Genomic DNA, 17,056 nt, shown 5'->3' with positions numbered 1-17,056 from the left:
ACCACAAGAAACACGCGAAGACGCACTCGGAGACGTTCCCGCCGGCAGCGGCATCGGGAGCGGTTCCGACGGGAGGGCGCCATGCAGATCGATATTGCGGCTGTCGAGACGACGGCAGGGGTAGAGTTGTCCGGTCCGCCCCTGCGCGCCGGAAGCTGGCTGCGCCGGCTCGATGCCGGGCTCGGCTATCTCGTGGAGATCCCCGCGGCGCTGCTCGTCCTGGCCGAGATCGCGGTGCTGCTCGGCGGCGTGGTGAGCCGCTACGTGTTCCGCGAACCCCTCGTCTGGTCGGACGAACTCGCCTCGATCCTGTTCCTGTGGCTCGCCATGCTGGGCGCCGTGGTCGCCTTCCGGCGCGCCGAGCACATGCGCATGACCGCCTTCGTGGCGATGAGCGGCCCGCGCCTGCGCGCCTTCCTGGAGACGGTGGCGCTGGTGGCCGGCCTGATCTTCGTGGCCCTGCTGCTGGAACCGGCCTTCGAGTTCGCCAGCGAGGAGACCTTCGTCCAGACGCCGGCGCTGGAGCTGAACAACGCGTGGCGCGCCGCCGCCCTGCCGATCGGCCTCGGCCTCATGCTCGTGGTCGCGGTGATCCGCCTCTTGGAATCCGCCGATTGGCGGCTGACCGCGGGGGCGCTCGTGCTGGGCGGCGGAGTCGCCGCCGGCCTCTTGGCGCTTCAACCCTGGCTGAGGGACCTCGGCAATCTCAACCTGCTGCTGTTCTTCGTCCTCGGCGTCGGCGCCCTGGTCTTCTCGGGGGTGCCGATCGCCTTCGCGTTCGGCCTCTCGACCTTCGCCTACATCACGCTCACCACCGACGCGCCCTCCATGGTGGTGGTCGGCCGCATGGACGAGGGCATGAGCCACCTGATCCTGCTTGCGGTGCCGCTCTTCGTCTTCCTCGGCCTCCTGATCGAGATGACCGGCATGGCCCGCGCCATGGTGGGGTTCCTGGCCTCGCTGCTCGGCCACGTCCGCGGCGGCCTGCACTACGTGCTGGTCGGGGCGATGTACCTCGTCTCGGGCATCTCCGGTTCGAAGGCCGCCGACATGGCGGCGGTGGCGCCCGTGCTGTTCCCGGAGATGAAGGCCCGCGGCGCCAAGGAGGGTGACCTCGTGGCCCTTCTCGCCACCACGGGCGCACAGACCGAGACGATCCCGCCCTCGATCGTGCTGATCACCATCGGCTCGGTCACCGGCGTATCGATCACCGCCCTGTTCACCGGCGGCCTCCTGCCGGGCCTCGTCCTCGCCGTGACTTTGTGCGCGCTGGTCTGGTGGCGCTACCGCCGGGAGGACCTGAGCCACGTCGCCCGGCCGTCCGGACGGATCATCGGTCGCGCCTTCCTGGTGGCGATCCCGGCCCTGGCGCTGCCCTTCGTGATCCGCTTCGCCGTGGTCGAGGGCATCGCAACCGCCACGGAGGTTTCGACTATCGGGATCGTCTACGCGACGCTGGCGGGCCTGCTGATCTACCGCCAGTTCGACTGGCGGCGGCTCTACCCGATGCTGGTGACCACCGCGACCCTGTCGGGGGCGATCCTGCTGATCATCGGGGCGGCCACCGGCATGGCCTGGGCGCTGACACAGTCGGGCTTCTCGCAGACGCTCGCCGAGGTGATGAAGAGTCTGCCCGGCGGAGCCCTCGGCTTCCTGTTCGTCTCGGCCGTCGCCTTCATCATCCTGGGCTCGGTGCTGGAGGGCATCCCGGCCATCGTCCTCTTCGGGCCGCTGCTGTTCCCGATCGCACGGGCGGTGGGCGTCCACGAGGTCCACTACGCCATGGTGGTGATCCTCGCGATGGGCATCGGCCTGTTCGCCCCGCCCTTCGGCGTCGGCTACTACGCGGCCTGCGCGATCAGCCGGATCCACCCCGACGCCGGGATGCGCCCGATCGTCGGCTACATCGTGGCCCTGCTGATCGGCCTCCTCGCCATCATCCTCGTCCCCTGGTTCTCGATCGGCTTCCTCTGAAGGCGCCTGCGCGAACCTGAAGGCTCTGCGCCCCGGCGGATGCCGGATCGGCGCGGGACGGCGGGTCAGAACACAGACCGAGATCCATCCCGGGCCGCCGCGGTGCCGCCCGGGCGGCCTTCGCGCGCCGAAAATTCGCACCGCCCGAGCCAGACCCATGCCCGACACGCCCGATGCCCTGCTCACGGCCCGGATGGCCGACGCGATCCGCTTCCTCGCCCTCGACGCCATCGAGCGGGCTGGGGACGGGCATCCCGGCGCGCCCCTCGGCTGCGCCGAGATCGCCGTGGCGCTGTTCACCCGCCATCTGCGCTGCAACCCCGCCGACCCGGTCTGGCCCGACCGCGACCGCTTCGTCCTCTCGAACGGCCACGGCTCCATGCTGCTCTACGCGGCCCTCCATCTCGCCGGCTATGAAGGCCTGCCGATGCAGCAGATCCGGCGGTTCCGCGAACTCGGCGCCCACACCCACGGCCATCCGGAAATCGCCCCGGAACTCGGGATTGAGGCGACCACCGGCCCGCTCGGACAGGGCATCGCCAACGCCGTCGGAATGGCGGTGGCCGAGGCCAGGCTCGCGGCGACCTTCGGCTCCGATCTGGTGGATCACCGCACCTACGCCCTGGTCGGCGACGGCTGCCTGCAGGAAGGCATCGCCCACGAGGTGATCTCGCTGGCCGGCCATCTGCGCCTGGGAAAGCTCACCTTCCTGTGGGACGACAACCGCATCACCGACGACGGCGCCACCGACCTGTCCATCTCGGAGGACGTCCGCGCGCGCTTCCGCGCCGCCGACTGGCAGGTGATCGACGCCGACGGGCACGACGTTGAGGCGGTCTCGGCGGCGATCCGGCTCGCCCAGGGCGACCCGCACCCGACCCTGATCGCCTGCCGCACCGTGATCGGGCGGGGCCTGCCGCGCCTCGAAGGCCAGCGCGGCGCCCATGGCGGGCGCGTGCTCGCCAGCGACTGCGCCGAAGCGCGGGCCGCCCGGGGGTGGGATCACCCGCCCTTCACCGTGCCCGACGATGTCGCCGCGGCGTGGCAGGCCGGCGTTTCCGGCCGCAACCGCGACGGCTACACCGCCTGGACGAGGCGCCGGGACGCCCTGCCGGCCGAAGTGCGGGCGGAATTCGACCGTGTTTCCGACGCCCGCCTTCCTGAGGGCTGGCATGCGCCGCTCCGCGGGTTGCGCGACCGCTTCGCCGAGGCCGGGGCGGCGCGGCCCAGCATCGAGGTCTCCGCCGAGATCGTCGCCGCCCTGTCCGACGGCATGCCCGAACTGTTCTCGGGTGCCCCGGATCTGGAGGGGCCGACGAAGCACAAGGGCGCGCTCCACGCCTTCACGGCCCAGGACCGGTCGGGCCGCTACCTGCATTACGGCATCCGCGAGCACGCGATGGGCGCGATGATGAACGGCATCGCGGCCCATCGCGGGCTGGTGCCGGTAGGCGCGACCTATCTGGTCTTCTCCGACTATATGCGGCCGTCCCTGCGCATGGCGGCGCTGATGAACCTGCCGGTCATCACCGTCTACAGCCACGATTCGATCGCCATCGGCCGCAACGGACCGACCCATCAGCCGGTCGAGTACCTCGCGTCCCTGCGGGCCATCCCCAACATGCTGGTGCTGCGCCCGGCCGACGCGGTCGAGACCGCCGAATGCTGGGAGATGGCCCTGGCCAACCGGACCGGCCCGACATCGCTCGTCTGCTCGCGCCAGGCTCTGCCGGCACTCCGCGGGCCGGGCATCGAGGAGAACCGGAGCGCGCGGGGCGCCTACGTTCTGGCGGAGGCCTCGGGTCCCCGGCGGGTGACGCTGATCGGGACCGGCTCGGAGGTCGCGCTGGCGCTTACGGCCCGCGCGATGCTGCAGGCCGAGGGTGTGCCGACCGCCGTCGTCTCCATGCCCTCCTGGGAAGCCTTCGCCGCGCAGGATGCCGCGTATCGCGCGAGCGTCATTCCCCGCGATACCGTGCGGGTGGCGGTCGAAGCCGCTCTTCGCTTCGGCTGGGACCGCTGGATCGGCGAGGATGGCGGCTTCGTCGGCATGACCGGCTTCGGCGCCTCGGGAGCGCCGGAAGACCTGTTCCGCCATTTCGGCATCACCGCGGAGGCGGTGGCGGAGACTGCACGGGCGCGCCTGCGCTGAGACGCGCCTGAGGACTCAGATCATGCCGGCGCCGCCGGTGCGCACGATGCGGTCGCGCTGCTCGGCGTAGCGCCCGGCCGCGGCGCGGCGCATCGCGACGCCGAAGCGCCCGGCGATCTGCGCGAGGAGCGGCGCGCCGCTCTGGGTGCGGAAGCCGACGAGATTCGCGAGGGTGGTCATCGTACCCGATCCCGGTCATGCCCGGGCGGGGCGCCCGGCGTGTTGCGATGCAATATGAGCCGGTTTGCGAGCGCGTGTCAGAGGCTGCGCGTTCGGGCTGTCATGCAGCGAAAACATGCTTTCGGGATGGGACGTTAACAGACGCCGGAATCAGGACGGTGTGGCGATCTCGGCGACGTGTGCAGTGCGGTCTGCGCAGCCCGCTCAATGCGCAAGCTGCACTGTGGTGGGTCTGGACGTCTCCGCGGGCAGCGAAGCGATCCAGCGGTGCCACGGCCGCCGATCTCCCGCGACGCCGATCTTGCGTCGCCGCGCGCGCGACGATGCCGTGAGAGCCGTCCGCCAGACGTCTACCGATCCGACGCCTGGGCCGGCTTTTCGAGGGGCAGATCACCGCGCGACTCGAGTTCCGCGCGGATCGCGCGCTTCGTCACCTTGCCGTAGCCGGATTTCGGAAGGGCTTCCCAGAAGAACACACGCCGGGGCAGCTTGTAGCGGGCGACCGCGGCGGACAACCACGCGATCAATTCCCCCTCTTCCACCGACGCCCCGGGACGCGCGACGCAGACCGCAACACCGACTTCGCCCCAGGCGCGGTCGGGCACGCCCAGGATCGCGGCCTCGGAGATCGCCGGATGCGTCAGGAGCTTCTCCTCGATCTCGCGCGGATACACGTTCGAGCCGCCCGAGATGTACATGTCCGAGGCGCGGCCGGTGATGAACAGGAAGCCTTCCGCGTCGCAATGGCCGAGGTCCCCGGTCCGGAACCAGCCGTCGCGGAACGCCGCCGCGTTGGCCTCCGGGTTGTCGTAGTAGCCCGCGAAGACGGCCGGGCCGCAGACACAGATCTCGCCGGTCTCACCGGGCGGCAATTCGCGCCCCTCCGTGTCCTGGATCTGGACCTGCATGCCCGTGCGTTCGACGCCGCAGGTGCCGACCTTCACATCGGGGCCGTCCTCGGCCGCGTGCAGGCGGGGCGGCAGCACGGTGATGTTGCCGGTCACCTCGCCGAGGCCGAAATACTGCACCAGCACCGGGCCGAGCACACGCAGCGCGTGCTGCTGATCCGCCCTGTACATCGGCGCGCCCGCGTAGATCACGTGCCGCAGGCTGGAATGATCGTGCGCCTCCACGGCCGGATGTTCGGTCAGCAGCTTCACGATGGTCGGCACGGTGAAGAGGTTCGCGATGCGCCAACGCTCGACGAGCCCCCAGACCTCTTCGGGATCCAGCCGCTCGCCGGCGGTGAGCACCGTCTTCGTACCGGCCGCGACCTGCGCGAGCTGGTGGATGCCGGCGCCGTGCGAGAGGGGGGCCACGACCAGGGACGCGTCGGCCTCGGTGGTGCCCGGCATCAGGTCGCAGAGGTGATTGGTGACGACGAAGGCCATCTGGCCGTGTGTGAGCACCGCCGCCTTCGGCCGGCCGGTCGTGCCGGACGTGAAGAAGAACCAACACGGATCGTCGTGCTCGATGCCGGAAACGGACGCGGCGCGGCCCAGATGTTCGGCGACCAGCGCGTCGTAATCCGCCCCGAAGGCCGTGCCGCCGATCTCGACGACGCAGTTCAGGTCCGGGCAGGCCGCGCGCACGGCGGCGGCATGGTCCGGAAAGCCGGCCCCGCAGATGAGCGCGGAGGCACCGCTGGCGCTCGCGAGATACGCGACCTCCGACGGCGTCTGCCGGAAGTTGGTCGGCACCCAAACGGCGCCGAGCCGGAAGCAGACGAACATCGACTCGAACAGCTGGTTGCTGTTGCGCGCCTGGACCAGGACGCGGTCGCCCTTGGTCACGCCGCGGGCGGCGAGCGCCGCCGCCATGGCGTCGACACGGGCGTCGAGCTCGGCCCAGGTCCAACTGCGCGCGCCCCAGGCGAGCCCCACCGCATCCGGGAAGCGGCGCGCGGCCCGGCGCAGGAAGTGCGCGAGGTTCATCACCCGCCGGGAGCACGGCGCGACCCCGCCGCGCGGCGCCCCCGCAGCGCTCATCAGGTGAGCTTCCCGCAGGCCTTCTCCAGCAGCGACCAGCCCTCGTCGCCGTACCGCCCCTTCCACTCGGCGTAGAAGCCGGCCTTGCGCAGCTTGTCGCGGAAGGGCTCCGGATCGGGCTTGTTGAAGACCATGCCGTTCTTCGAGAGCTCCGCCTGCAGGTTGGCGTTGAGCTGGGCGACGTCGGCCCGCTCCTTCATCCCGGCGGCGTTGATGTGGCGGGCCACCGTCTCGCGCAGATCCGGCGGCAGGCGCTCCCAGGCGCGGCGGTTCGCCAGGAACCAGTACCCGTCCCACATGTGGTTGGTGAGCGAGCAGTACTTCTGCACCTCGTAGAACTTCGTCGTGGAGATGACCGCGAGCGGGTTCTCCTGGCCCTCGACGATCTTGGTCTGCAGGGCCGAATAGGTCTCGTTGAGGTTGATCGAGGCGGGCGCGGCGTCGAAGGCCTTGAACATCGAGGTCCAGAGCGGCGAGACCGGGACGCGGATCCGGAAGCTCTTGAAATCGTCGGGCGTGGCGATCGGCCGGGTCGACGAAGTGGTCTGGCGGTAGCCGTTGTCCCAGATCTTCTCCATGGCGACGAGGCCGGACTTGGCGATCTGCTGGCGGACCCAGGCGCCGAGCTCGCCGTCCATGGCCGGCCAGACGGCGTCGTAGCTCGGGAAGGCGTAGCCGATGCCGTTGATCGACGCGTTCGGGACCAGGGTCGAGAGGATCAGCGGCGACATCGTGAAGAACTCGACGCTGCCCGAGCGCAGCTGGCTCAACGTGTCGGTGTCGGAGCCGAGCTGGCTCGTCGGGAAGATCTTGAGGTCGAACCGGCCGCCGGTCTCGGTGCGGAGCGCCTCCGCCATCTCGCGGGCGCGGATGTTCATCGGGTGCGTGTCGGGCAGGTTGTTGGCGTATTTGTAGGTGAACTCCGCCTTCTGCGCCCGCGCCACGTGCGGCGCCGCCACGGTGCCGGCGATGAGCGCCGTCGAGCCAGTGGCGAGGAATCGCCGGCGGGACAGGGGCGTGCGGGACAGGGACATGGCGGCCTTTCCGGTGCGGGCCCGCGGGCCCGGCGTTTCCTCGGGTCCGCGTTGGTGCGGACTCCATCGTTGCGGCCTCGATAGCCGCTGACCGGTGCCAGTCAACGGACTTTCGCGGCCCCACCCCCGGGATTGATTGCATCTGGGCGCCCCTGACACGCCGAGCGCCGCCAAAAGCGGTCCCGACCGCGCGAGACCGCCTGCGCGACGGAATCGCCGTCGTTTCGGCGCGCCACGGGCGCGGTCTGCGTCCGCCTTCAGTCCAGGCCGGGCAGATGGACCGTCCAGGGCTCGGCGAAGGTGTGTTCCTCAAGGTTCACGCCCGGGCCGCCGCGGTCGACCACGACGAAATCCTGTGGCTGACCATAGGGCGTGAGCACCCCGTGCCACGTGTTGCGCGCGTAGCAGATTCCCTGGCGGGGCGCGGTGACGAAGGCCTGCGGCCGCCCGGGCCGGCCCTCTTCGTCCGGGCAGACCACGACCAGGAACGGCGCCGCGCTCAGCGGCAGGAACGCCTGCGCGCCGAGCGGATGCCGCTCCACCAGGCCGAGGCGCAGCGGCAGCGGATAGGGCTGCGCCTCCACCAAGCCGATCACCACGCGCGCGCCCTCCCCCACGACCTCGATCTCGGCGAGATCGTGGAAGCGGCGGGCCATCCCGGCATTCATCGGCCGCGGCGCCACGGCAGCCGCGTCGATGACCGTGCCGAACGGGGCGAAGGCCGCCGCGGTCAGAGGCTGGGCGACGATCCTGCGCGCGTCCGCGCTCAACGGCCGAGTCCGCGCGGCGCGAGCGCCGGATGGCGGTTGACGTCCTTGTAGAGGAGGTAGCGGAACGGGCCGGGCCCGCCCGCGTAGCAGGCCTGCGGGCAGAAGGCGCGCAGCCACATGAAGTCGCCCGCCGCGACCTCGACCCAGTCGCGGTTGAGTCGGTAGACCGCCTTGCCCTCCAGCACGAACAGCCCGTGCTCCATCACGTGGGTCTCCTCGAACGGAATCGAGGCGCCCGGCCGCAGGCTGACGATGTTCACGTGCATGTCGTGGCGCAGATCGTCGGAGCCCACGAAGCGGGTGGTCGCCCAGGCGCCGTCGGTGCCGACCATGCCGGTCGGCTCGACCGCCGATTCGTGCGTCACGAACGAGGGCGGCGCGTCCAGCCCCGCCGCCGGCTGGTAGGCCTTGCGGATCCAGTGGAAGCGCACGGGCCCGTCGCCGTCGTTGCGCAGGGACCAGGCCGCGCCGGGGGAGAGATAGGCGTAGCTGCCCGGCCGCAGGGCGTGCCGGGCGCCGTCGAGGATGAGGCTCGCCGTGCCCGCGACCACGAACAGCACGCCCTGCGCCTGAGCCTCCGGCTCGGGAGTCTCGCTGCCGCCGCCCGGGGCGACCTCCATGAGGTACTGGGCAAAGGTTTCGGCGAAGCCCGAGAGCGGCCGTGCCAGGATCCAGGCCCGGGTCCCGCCCCAGCCCGGTAGGAGGCTCGTGACGATGTCGCTCATCACCCCGTGGGGGATGACCGCGTAGGCCTCGGTGAACACGGCGCGGCCGGTCATCAGCGCCGTCTGACCGGGCAGGCCGCCGCACGGGGGGTTGTAGGCTCCAGCGCTCATGGTCGGTCTCCGGGATTCGGCTTCAAGCTGTAATCGGCTGCCCCGGATCGGTCACGCGGTGTGCGGCTGCGCGACGGGGGCCTCGAGGATCGCCGCGGTGTCGGCCGTGTCCTCGCCGTTGAGAACCCGGTGAGCCTGGGCGCGATCGATATCGCCCTCCCAGGCTGCGATGACGACGGTCGCCACGCAATTGCCGATGAGGTTTCCGAGGGCACGGGCGATGCCGACGAACCAGTCGACCGACAGGACGAGGACCAGACCGATCACCGGGATCTCCGGGACCGCCGACAGCGTCGCGGCGAGGACCACGATCGCCGAGCCGGGCACGCCGTGGGCGCCCTTGGACGTCAGAAGGGCGATGCCGAGGATCAGCATCAGATGACCGAAGGACAGGTCGGTGTTGGTCGCTTGCGCGATGAACACCGTGGCCAGGGTCAGGTAGAGCGAGAAGGCATCCAGGTTGAAGGAGTAGCCGGTCGGGATCACGAGGCCGACGGTCGATTCCTTGATGCCGAGCCGCTCCATCTTGCGCATGACCTGCGGCAGCACGCAGTCGGAGGATGCGGTGCCGGCCACGACGGTCAGTTCCTCGCGCAGATAGGCGAGCAGCTTGAAGATGCTGAAGCCCGCGAGCCGCATGATCCCGCCGAGCACGACGATCACGAAGGCCGCGACGCCCCCGTAGAACAGCACGACCAGCATGCTGAGCTGCTTCAGGGATCCGACGCCGTACTTGCCGACCGTGAACGCGACGGCGCCGAGCACGCCGAGCGGCGCGAGCCGCACGATGAAGCCGATGATCCGGAACAGGACTTCGGTGATGCGCTCCAGGCTGTCGGCCAGGGGCTTGCCGCGCTCGCCGAGGAGCGAGAGGCCGGACCCGAACAGGATCGCGAGAAGCAAAACCTGGAGGATGTCGCCCTTCGCGAAGGCGTCGACGAAGGTCGTCGGCACCAGCTTCATCAGGAAATCGACGGTTCCTGTGACCTGTCCGACCCGATCGGTGTAGCTGGAGAGCGAATTGGCATCCAGCTTCGCCAGGTCGACGTTCATGCCCTGGCCGGGCGCGAAGACGTAGGCGAGGACCAGCCCGAGCGCGAGCGCGATGGTCGTCACCACCTCGAAGTAGATCAGGGATTTGAGGCCGACGCGCCCGACCTTCCGCAGATCACCGGCGCCGACGATGCCATGCACGACGACACCGAACACCAGCGGCGCGACGACCATCTTGATGAGCTTGATGAAGACGTCGCCGAGGGGCTTCAGGCTGACCGCAAAGTCCGGCCACAGCCGCCCGACGAGGACGCCGAGGATCAGGGCCGCGACCACCTGCCCGAAAAGCGACCCGAACACGCGCTGCATCGCAATTCCCCTGGGCAGCCTCGGACTGGCGACCGAAGCCCGATGGCGGCGCGCGGGGCGATCGTGACGCGCAGCATCGTTTCGATTTGCCGAGCTGCAAAATCGTTCCGGCCGATCTAGACGTCAAATATCTTTTTCATTCCCATTGATAGGCGGGGCATATAGATGGCGGGATGGAACTCCGGCATCTCCGCTATTTCGTGGCTGTCGCCAAATATCTGAGCTTCACGGCCGCCGCAGAGAGCCTCGGCGTGGCGCAACCACCCCTCAGCCAGCAGATCCGCGACCTGGAGGATGAGATCGGCACTGCCCTCTTCGAGCGGACCACGCGGCGGGTGACGCTGACCCGGGCCGGCCACGATTTCCACGTCCAGGCGCTCGCCATTCTGGAGCGGGCCGGCGAAGCGGTGGAACGGGCGCGTGCCATCGGCGCGGGCACCGCCGGCATCATCAACATCGGCCTGACCGGCTCGATGTTGGCCGGCCCGCTCGGCCCGGCGCTCCGGGACTTCGCCCGCACCTATCCGGCGGTCGATCTCCGCATCCACGAGATGTCGCCGGATCGGCAGATCGCGATGCTGAAGTCCGGTCAGACCGACCTGAGCTTCCTGCGGTGCCCCCCGGAGGATGCCGATCTGGTCCGCGTCTGCGCGTGGACCGAAACCGTACGGGTCGTCCTGCCGAGGGGCCACCGCTTGGCGACAGGCGCGCTCCGCCTCTCCGACCTTCGCGACGAGCGATTCGTCTTCCTGCGGCTCTCGGATTCCCTGTTCGCCAACTACCTGTGGGATTGCTGCGCAGAGGCCGGGTTCGTCCCCTCCATCACCTATCAGGCCGTCGAGGCGGCCTCGTTGACGAGCTTGGTGGCATCGGGGCTCGGCATCGCCATCATCCCGGAATTCGTCGCCCGTCTGGCGCATGCGGACGTGGTCTACAGGCCCCTCGAAGGGCCGCCCATCCGCGCCGATGTCTTCGCGTTGTGGATGGCCCCGAAGGCTCCGCTGATCGCCAATTTCGTCGATCTGGTTCGCAGCGGCCCGAAACCCGCCGAATAGGCAAATCGCCCGGGAATCCGCGACGGGTCGTGCACCCAAGGCCCAAACGCGTGTCCATCGGGACGCGGCGAGCGGAAATGTGCCCGCGCTGAGCCGCAGCCGCGGCTTGTCGACAGGTCGATGCATTTTCGTGCAGGAAAGATCTTATATTCGCCTTCTTTTTTGCCGGACATATTCCCGAAACGAGTCTGATACGCTATTGCAACACTCGGTACGGAGCGCTCGCGGCCACAATGCCTTCCCAATTCATTCGCTCAGCGACCTGGGCGCCGACGATTGCTTTGTCGTGGTTCTGGGGGCTCGGATTTTTCTACGCGATCCACGTGACCCTCACGTATGGATGGCTCGGGTTTCTTGCCTTCGCTCTGCCGAATGCCACGGGCCTTGGCCTGTTCGGATGGCTGCTCGGCGCTCCCCGGCGGCGCATCGACACGATTGTCGCGTCCGTGCAGGGTCCCTACGCCCTCCTGTTCCTGGGGGCCCAATTCTTCGCCGTCGCCATCACGATCTTCGGCTTCGCCGCCTATGCGTGGCTTCCGCTGTTCGGCCGCGACTCCGTAGTCGGCCTGGTCGCCCTGATCCTCATCGCCTGCTCGATCGCGCATGCGGTTCCGCTGCGCGGCCTCCGGACGATCCACGGCGTCGCCCTGGTCCTCGGACTGTCGGCCTGCGCGCTGCTCTTGGTTGACCTGCCCCGGCATCCGGACGGCTGGACGGTCCCGGTCCACGCCTTCGACGAGCGCTTCTACGGTCTCGTCGTGCCCTCCCTGGTCGGCTTCCTGCTCGGCCCGTGGATGGACATCCAGCATTGGCAGCGCGCCCTCGAGATCCGGCGTTCGGGGGGATCCGTGCGGGTGGCCTATGTCACCGGCGCCGTGCTGTTCCTCGGACTGCTGACGCTCAATGCCCTGCTCGCCGCGCGGGCGGGGCTCGGCGTGCCGGTCGTCTCGTCGGACGGGCTGCCGGGGGCCTATGCGGCCGTGGCGCAGGCGATCGGGCGGGAATCCGTGGCGGGTGCGACAGCCGCCTTCGTGGTCTGGACGGCGATCGCGGCCGCCACCACGATCGACAGCTTCTACAACGCCACGCGGTGGCTCGGGACCTCGGTCACGGCGCGCAGCAATTCGCCGCTTCTCGCCTTCGTGCCGGCGGGACTTGTGTCCTCACCGGTCTGGATCCTGGGTGCGGCGCTCGCCACGGCGGCGGCGGCGATCTGGGCGAATCTCTCGCTCCTCTACCTGATGATGCCGTTCGCCACGCTCCTCGTCGGCGCGGCGGCCTGTCTCGTCTGCGAGACGCTGGGCGCGACGCGGCGGTACGACTCGGTCCTCAACGCCATGATCGGGGCGACGGCGTGCCTGATCTTCGTCACCGGCTATCTGGCGCCGAGTTGGGCGCTCCTGGCCATCGCGCCGCTCATCGGGCTGATCGGTGCCCTGCCGATGATCGCACAGATCCTCGGATGGCGCGCAACGCAGCCGGCCGACACGTTGATCCCGGCGGCGGAGCGGGCGCCGCGGGCGGCGGCGGTGCCCGTCGCGCTCGACCGGCCCGACACCGTCGCCTCCCACGGCTTCGACGGCCACTGGTTCGTCCTGCGCCTGATTCCGACCTATGACGATACGAATTCGGTCGGAAACGTCTATTTCGCCAATTACGTGCGCTGGGTCGGCAAGGCGCGCGAATTGTTCTTCAACGTCTGCATGCCGGATTTCGACCTGAAATCGACGGATTTCTACATCCTGACGAAGTCCTTCCATCACGACTTCCGGCGGGAGGCCATGGAGTTCGAGCCCGTCACCGTCCGGATCTCCATCGCGAGCCACAACCGGAAATTCGTGACCTTGGCGCACGAGATCCACAGCGAGGTCAACGGCCTGCTCGGCCGCGGCGAGCAGTCGCTGATGTTCGTGGATACCGTCCACTACCGGCCCCTCGATATCCCGCGCACCATCGTCGAGGGCTTCCTGCCCTACTGGCCGAAGGTGTCGCCCCACGCGGTCACGGGCGAGCCCAGCCCGGCCGGCGTGGCGCCCCTCGGCGCCTGACGGCACCTCACGCCGCCTGGACGGCGGTCGGAAGCAACTTGCGGCTGCGCGCGAGAACCGCCGCCTGCTCGGCCGGCAGCGGCTTGCTGAAGAGATAGCCCTGGAATTCGTGGCATCCCTGGTCGAGGAGGCAGATCCGCTGCGCGTCCGTCTCGACCCCTTCCGCCGTGATCGTCATGTCGAGGCGCGTCGCCATGTCGATGATGGCCCGCACGATCGCGGCGGCGCTGCCCTCGTGCGGCAGGTCGCGGACGAAGCTCTGGTCGATCTTGATCTTGTCGAAGGCGATCCGGCGCAGATAGCTGAGACTCGAATAGCCGGTCCCGAAATCGTCCAGGGACAGGCGCACGCCCATCTCACGCAGCCTGGACAGGGTGGCGTTGATCGCCGGCGTCGCCTCCAGGAACACCGACTCGGTGACCTCCAGTTCCAGGCGGGCGGCGGCCAGTCCACTCGTCCGCAAGGCAGAGCGCACGAGGTGCGGCAGATCCGAATGCCGGAACTGGCGGGGGGAGAGGTTGACGGCGATCCGGACATCCTCCGGCCAGCCGGCGGCGATCCGGCAGGCCTCTCGGAGGATCCATTCCCCGAGGGGGATGATGACGCCGGTCTCCTCGGCGAGTGGAATGAAGTCGCCCGGCGAGACGAAGCCCCGTGCGGGATGCTTCCACCGCAGGAGCGCTTCGAAACCACCCACGCGGCACTCCTTGGCCGACACGATCGGCTGGAAGTAGAGGACGAACTCGTTCCGATCGAGCGCGCCGCGCAGATCGGACGTCAGGGCGCGCCGCGCCTCGATCCGCTCGTCCATCTCGGCTTCGTAGAACCGGTAACCGTTCCGCCCCTCGCTCTTCATGCGGTAAAGAGCGAGATCGGCCCGCCGCATGATCTCCTGGCATCCGTCCTGTGGCGCGATGGCGATCCCGATGCTGACACTGACGGTCAGCCGAATGCCGTCGACGGTGAATGGCGAGGCGAGCGCCTCGACGATGCCGCTCGCGAGGGACTCGATGGCGTGCAGGTCCCGGGCGCTCCGCCCGGCCGCGAGTACCGCGAACTCGTCACCCGCGAGGCGGGCGAGTTGCACGTCGGCGCTCTCGAAGCCCCGCAGCCGCTCGGCCACGGCTGTAAGGAGCTTGTCGCCGACGGCGTGGCCGAACGTGTCGTTGACGCTCTTGAACTCGTCGAGGTCGAGGGCGAGCACGGCGAACCGGTCGCCCTGCGCGAGTCGTGCCCGGGCCGTCTCCTGAAGCTGGTGGAACAGAACCCGGTTGGGGAGATCGGTCAGGGAATCGTGCAGGGCGAGATAGGACAGGCGCTCCTCGGAGCGCCGCTTCTCGGTCACATCGGAGCCGACGCCGCGATAGCCTGAGAACACGCCGGCCCGGTTGAAGGTCGGCTTTCCGGAGAGGCACCAGGTCCGCCGCTCACCGGCAATGTCGAGTTGCAGGTGGAGATTCCGGAAGACGCGCCGCTCCGCGATGCAGCTCCAGAGAGCCGTGCTCGAATGGCTCTTGGGCGGCGCCAGCGGCGGGAGCAGCAGGCGTTCCAGCGGCAGGCCCATGAGCTGTCGCTCGGAGGAACCGGCGACCTCGATCAGGCGCGGCGAGACGTGCTGCAGCCGCAGGTCGGCATCCGTCTCCCAGAGCCAATCGCTGGCACTCTCCTCGAACTCGTTGAGCAGGAGATGGGTGAATTCCTGCTGCCGCTCCAGCTCGATCTGCGCGATGACGCGCATCGTGAGCAGGCGGCTGAGGTGCAGGATCGTGAAGCAGATGAAGCTCGCATAGAAGAACAGCAGAACGCCGACATAGATGTAGAAGGCCTCGCCCGTCGCCGCGAGGGCGATGAACGAACCGACGATGATCAGGCCGGCATATCCGATGGCGACTCGGGGCAGCACCGCCGCGCTCATCCCCGTCGCGATCAGGCCCGCCATGCTGGAGGCAATCAGGAGCCGCCCATTCGGATCGGCCCCGGCGAACAGCATCACCGGGATGGAGGCCAGGAGAAGGCCATAGATCTGCGCGGCGAGGACGAGCCGCTTGACGAAGGAGGATGGCACCTCGAGCGGCTTGGGCTGCGAGCGCCAGCGCCAGCACTGCCGGAGTGAGACGACCGCCAGCGGCAGGACGAGGGCTTCCAGGCCCGCGAGATAGGCGCGGTTCCCGGGCTGCCAGAACAGGTAGACGATGACCTGTACGACGCTCAGGCTCACGAGAATCGTGAAGGGCACCAGACGAAGGGCGACGTCGAGCTGCTCGATCCGCGCGCGTGCCCTGAGGTTCGCGTCGAGTGGATCAGCCTTGCGATCGGTATCGATCAGGAAAGAAATCAGCATCTCCCGCGACACAAATGCTCGTTGCAAAACCGTTACGATCAAGAACTCCGGATATCAGCGCTTAGATGCATACGAATTGGTTCGCCCGCACAAGTTCAACTTGCTCGATGGTGAACAATTCGTAAATTCCGGTCTGGAGTTCGGCAGCCGCCCCTCCGGTGATCACGGCGCCCAGGCGGCGGTATCCGGGCCAGGCGACCGTCGTTGCGCCATTTGCCGGAGGCGGGACGGAGGGCCTTCCCTCGCATCGACCGGGCGACGGCGCTAAGAGGCCCCGATGCCTCGATCGCGGCCCATCCGGCGCCGTCCGCAGCTCCGAGCAGGATGAAGCAGACCATGCCCCAATCGCTGGGTCTCAACCGCATATTGGGCGGTGCCATCGGGATCATCGCGCTGGTCTCGGTCCTCAGCAGCGGTGCGGTCCTGGTTACGGGCGATCAATTGCGGGACGCGACCGACGCGCGAAGCCGGTCAAACCAGCTGGTCCGCGCCCTCGACAGCTTCCGCGCGGCCATGCTCAACCAGGAAACCGGGTTGCGCGGCTACCTGATCACGGGGCGCGACGGCAGCCTGGAACCGTACCGAACCGGCCGTCAGACGCTGGACGAGGCGATCGACCGGCTCAGGGGCCTCGTCGGTCAGGATGCGGAGCGGACACGCCTGCTCGCCGCCGCAGTGGCGGCGGCTCGCAGCTGGCAGACCGAGGTCGGCGAGGCGGCCCTCCGCATGGCGGCCGATCCGGCGAAACGGGCCGAGGCGGTCCGCATCGAAGCCGACGGTCAGGGCAAGCAGCTGTTCGATACCTTCCGCGAGAAGCTGTCGGCCATCGAAGGCCTCGAAGAGGTGGTACGGACGGCTCTGGCCGAGCGCGTGGCCCGGGGCGAGCGCAACGAGAGCATCGCCCTGTGGGGCGGAACGCTCATCACCCTCCTGATCTGCCTGGGGATCGGAATCGCCATTAACCGCCTCATCGTCCAGCCGCTGGTGCGCGTGATGGCCTTCGTCGGCCGCGTCGGCGAGGGCGACCTGTCCAGCCAGTTGGCTGTTCGCGCCGGTGGTGAAGTGGGCCGACTTTCAGCGACGCTGAACACGATGGTTGCGGGTCTGTCGGATCTGGCGCGGACCAACCGGGCGGCGACGGCGGATCTCAACGCGGCGGCGGCGGAGATCCGCGCCTCGGCGCAGGAGCAGGCGGCCTCGGTGGAGCAGCAATTCGCGGCGGTGCAGGAGACGGCGGCGACGGTCGACGAGATCACCCATTCGGGCGCGCAGATCAGCAAGCGGGCCACCGAGGTGATCGCCACCGCCCAGGCGAC

The 17,056-nt window shown here is 69.0% G+C and carries 12 protein-coding genes; 5 read left to right on the top strand and 7 right to left on the bottom strand.

Annotation, left to right across the window (positions count from 1 at the left end):
* Nucleotides 1-81 precede the first annotated feature (81 nt).
* Both ABIC70_RS09595 and tkt read left to right on the top strand, forming a co-directional pair.
* Complete coding sequence (locus tag ABIC70_RS09595; RefSeq protein WP_354439585.1) at nucleotides 82-1,974, top strand: TRAP transporter large permease; 1,893 nt, start codon at nucleotides 82-84, stop codon at nucleotides 1,972-1,974.
* Nucleotides 1,975-2,131: 157 nt separating this feature from the next.
* Nucleotides 2,132-4,126 (top strand): transketolase, encoded by a 1,995-nt coding sequence (gene tkt, locus ABIC70_RS09590; RefSeq protein ID WP_354439583.1) that lies wholly within the window; start codon nucleotides 2,132-2,134, stop codon nucleotides 4,124-4,126.
* Nucleotides 4,127-4,141: 15 nt separating this feature from the next.
* Here tkt and ABIC70_RS09585 read toward each other — a convergent pair whose 3' ends face one another.
* From ABIC70_RS09585 to ABIC70_RS09560, 6 genes are all read right to left on the bottom strand, one after another.
* Entirely contained in the window at nucleotides 4,142-4,306 is a 165-nt protein-coding gene (locus ABIC70_RS09585) for a hypothetical protein (protein WP_167337807.1), read from the bottom strand.
* A gap of 350 nt (nucleotides 4,307-4,656) precedes the next feature.
* Nucleotides 4,657-6,294 carry an acyl-CoA synthetase gene (locus tag ABIC70_RS09580; RefSeq protein WP_354439582.1) on the bottom strand — a complete coding sequence of 546 codons (1,638 nt, stop codon included), beginning with the start codon at nucleotides 6,292-6,294 and terminating at the stop codon, nucleotides 4,657-4,659.
* Nucleotides 6,294-7,328, bottom strand: a complete 1,035-nt coding sequence (locus ABIC70_RS09575; protein ID WP_043758226.1) for a TRAP transporter substrate-binding protein — start codon at nucleotides 7,326-7,328, stop codon at nucleotides 6,294-6,296. The genes ABIC70_RS09580 and ABIC70_RS09575 overlap by 1 nt, the downstream gene beginning before the upstream one ends.
* Nucleotides 7,329-7,585: 257 nt before the next feature.
* Nucleotides 7,586-8,098: an ureidoglycolate lyase gene (locus ABIC70_RS09570; RefSeq protein ID WP_354439581.1), complete on the bottom strand. Its 513-nt coding sequence runs from the start codon at nucleotides 8,096-8,098 to the stop codon at nucleotides 7,586-7,588.
* The gene (locus ABIC70_RS09565) at nucleotides 8,095-8,934 is read right to left on the bottom strand and encodes a bifunctional allantoicase/(S)-ureidoglycine aminohydrolase (RefSeq protein WP_354439579.1); all 840 of its coding nucleotides are present in this window, start codon (nucleotides 8,932-8,934) and stop codon (nucleotides 8,095-8,097) included. The genes ABIC70_RS09570 and ABIC70_RS09565 overlap by 4 nt, the downstream gene beginning before the upstream one ends.
* Before the next feature lie 51 nt (nucleotides 8,935-8,985).
* Entirely contained in the window at nucleotides 8,986-10,296 is a 1,311-nt protein-coding gene (locus ABIC70_RS09560; protein WP_354439578.1) for a dicarboxylate/amino acid:cation symporter, read from the bottom strand.
* Between the two features lie 173 nt (nucleotides 10,297-10,469).
* Between ABIC70_RS09560 and ABIC70_RS09555 the strand changes: the two genes are divergently transcribed.
* Both ABIC70_RS09555 and ABIC70_RS09550 read left to right on the top strand, forming a co-directional pair.
* Complete coding sequence (locus ABIC70_RS09555) at nucleotides 10,470-11,351, top strand: LysR family transcriptional regulator (protein WP_354439577.1); 882 nt, start codon at nucleotides 10,470-10,472, stop codon at nucleotides 11,349-11,351.
* Nucleotides 11,352-11,632: 281 nt separating this feature from the next.
* Nucleotides 11,633-13,399: an acyl-CoA thioesterase gene (locus ABIC70_RS09550; RefSeq protein WP_354439576.1), complete on the top strand. Its 1,767-nt coding sequence runs from the start codon at nucleotides 11,633-11,635 to the stop codon at nucleotides 13,397-13,399.
* 7 nt (nucleotides 13,400-13,406) lie between these two features.
* Here the strand turns inward: ABIC70_RS09550 and ABIC70_RS09545 are convergent, their stop codons facing one another.
* Nucleotides 13,407-15,740, bottom strand: coding sequence for a putative bifunctional diguanylate cyclase/phosphodiesterase (locus ABIC70_RS09545; RefSeq protein WP_179696851.1), 2,334 nt, complete (start codon nucleotides 15,738-15,740; stop codon nucleotides 13,407-13,409).
* A gap of 336 nt (nucleotides 15,741-16,076) precedes the next feature.
* Here ABIC70_RS09545 and ABIC70_RS09540 point away from each other — a divergent pair.
* The coding region (locus tag ABIC70_RS09540; protein WP_354439574.1) for a CHASE3 domain-containing protein at nucleotides 16,077-17,056 on the top strand (980 nt) is incomplete at its 3' end.

Origin of the sequence: Methylobacterium sp. 1973, assembly GCF_040545035.1 — a bacterium.
In the GTDB taxonomy this organism is placed as follows: Bacteria; Pseudomonadota; Alphaproteobacteria; order Rhizobiales; family Beijerinckiaceae; genus Methylobacterium; species Methylobacterium fujisawaense.
The sequence above is the reverse complement of the archived record's forward strand: the minus strand, read 5'-3'. Positions and strand labels throughout refer to the sequence as shown.

Coding starts and splice junctions, on each gene's coding strand:
- ABIC70_RS09595 (WP_354439585.1), top strand. CDS start 82: ATGCAGATCGATATTGCGGCTGTCGAGACGACGGCAGGGGTAGAGTTG.
- tkt (WP_354439583.1), top strand. CDS start 2,132: ATGCCCGACACGCCCGATGCCCTGCTCACGGCCCGGATGGCCGACGCG.
- ABIC70_RS09585 (WP_167337807.1), bottom strand. CDS start 4,306: ATGACCACCCTCGCGAATCTCGTCGGCTTCCGCACCCAGAGCGGCGCG.
- ABIC70_RS09580 (WP_354439582.1), bottom strand. CDS start 6,294: ATGAGCGCTGCGGGGGCGCCGCGCGGCGGGGTCGCGCCGTGCTCCCGG.
- ABIC70_RS09575 (WP_043758226.1), bottom strand. CDS start 7,328: ATGTCCCTGTCCCGCACGCCCCTGTCCCGCCGGCGATTCCTCGCCACT.
- ABIC70_RS09565 (WP_354439579.1), bottom strand. CDS start 8,934: ATGAGCGCTGGAGCCTACAACCCCCCGTGCGGCGGCCTGCCCGGTCAG.
- ABIC70_RS09560 (WP_354439578.1), bottom strand. CDS start 10,296: ATGCAGCGCGTGTTCGGGTCGCTTTTCGGGCAGGTGGTCGCGGCCCTG.
- ABIC70_RS09555 (WP_354439577.1), top strand. CDS start 10,470: ATGGAACTCCGGCATCTCCGCTATTTCGTGGCTGTCGCCAAATATCTG.
- ABIC70_RS09545 (WP_179696851.1), bottom strand. CDS start 15,740: ATGCTGATTTCTTTCCTGATCGATACCGATCGCAAGGCTGATCCACTC.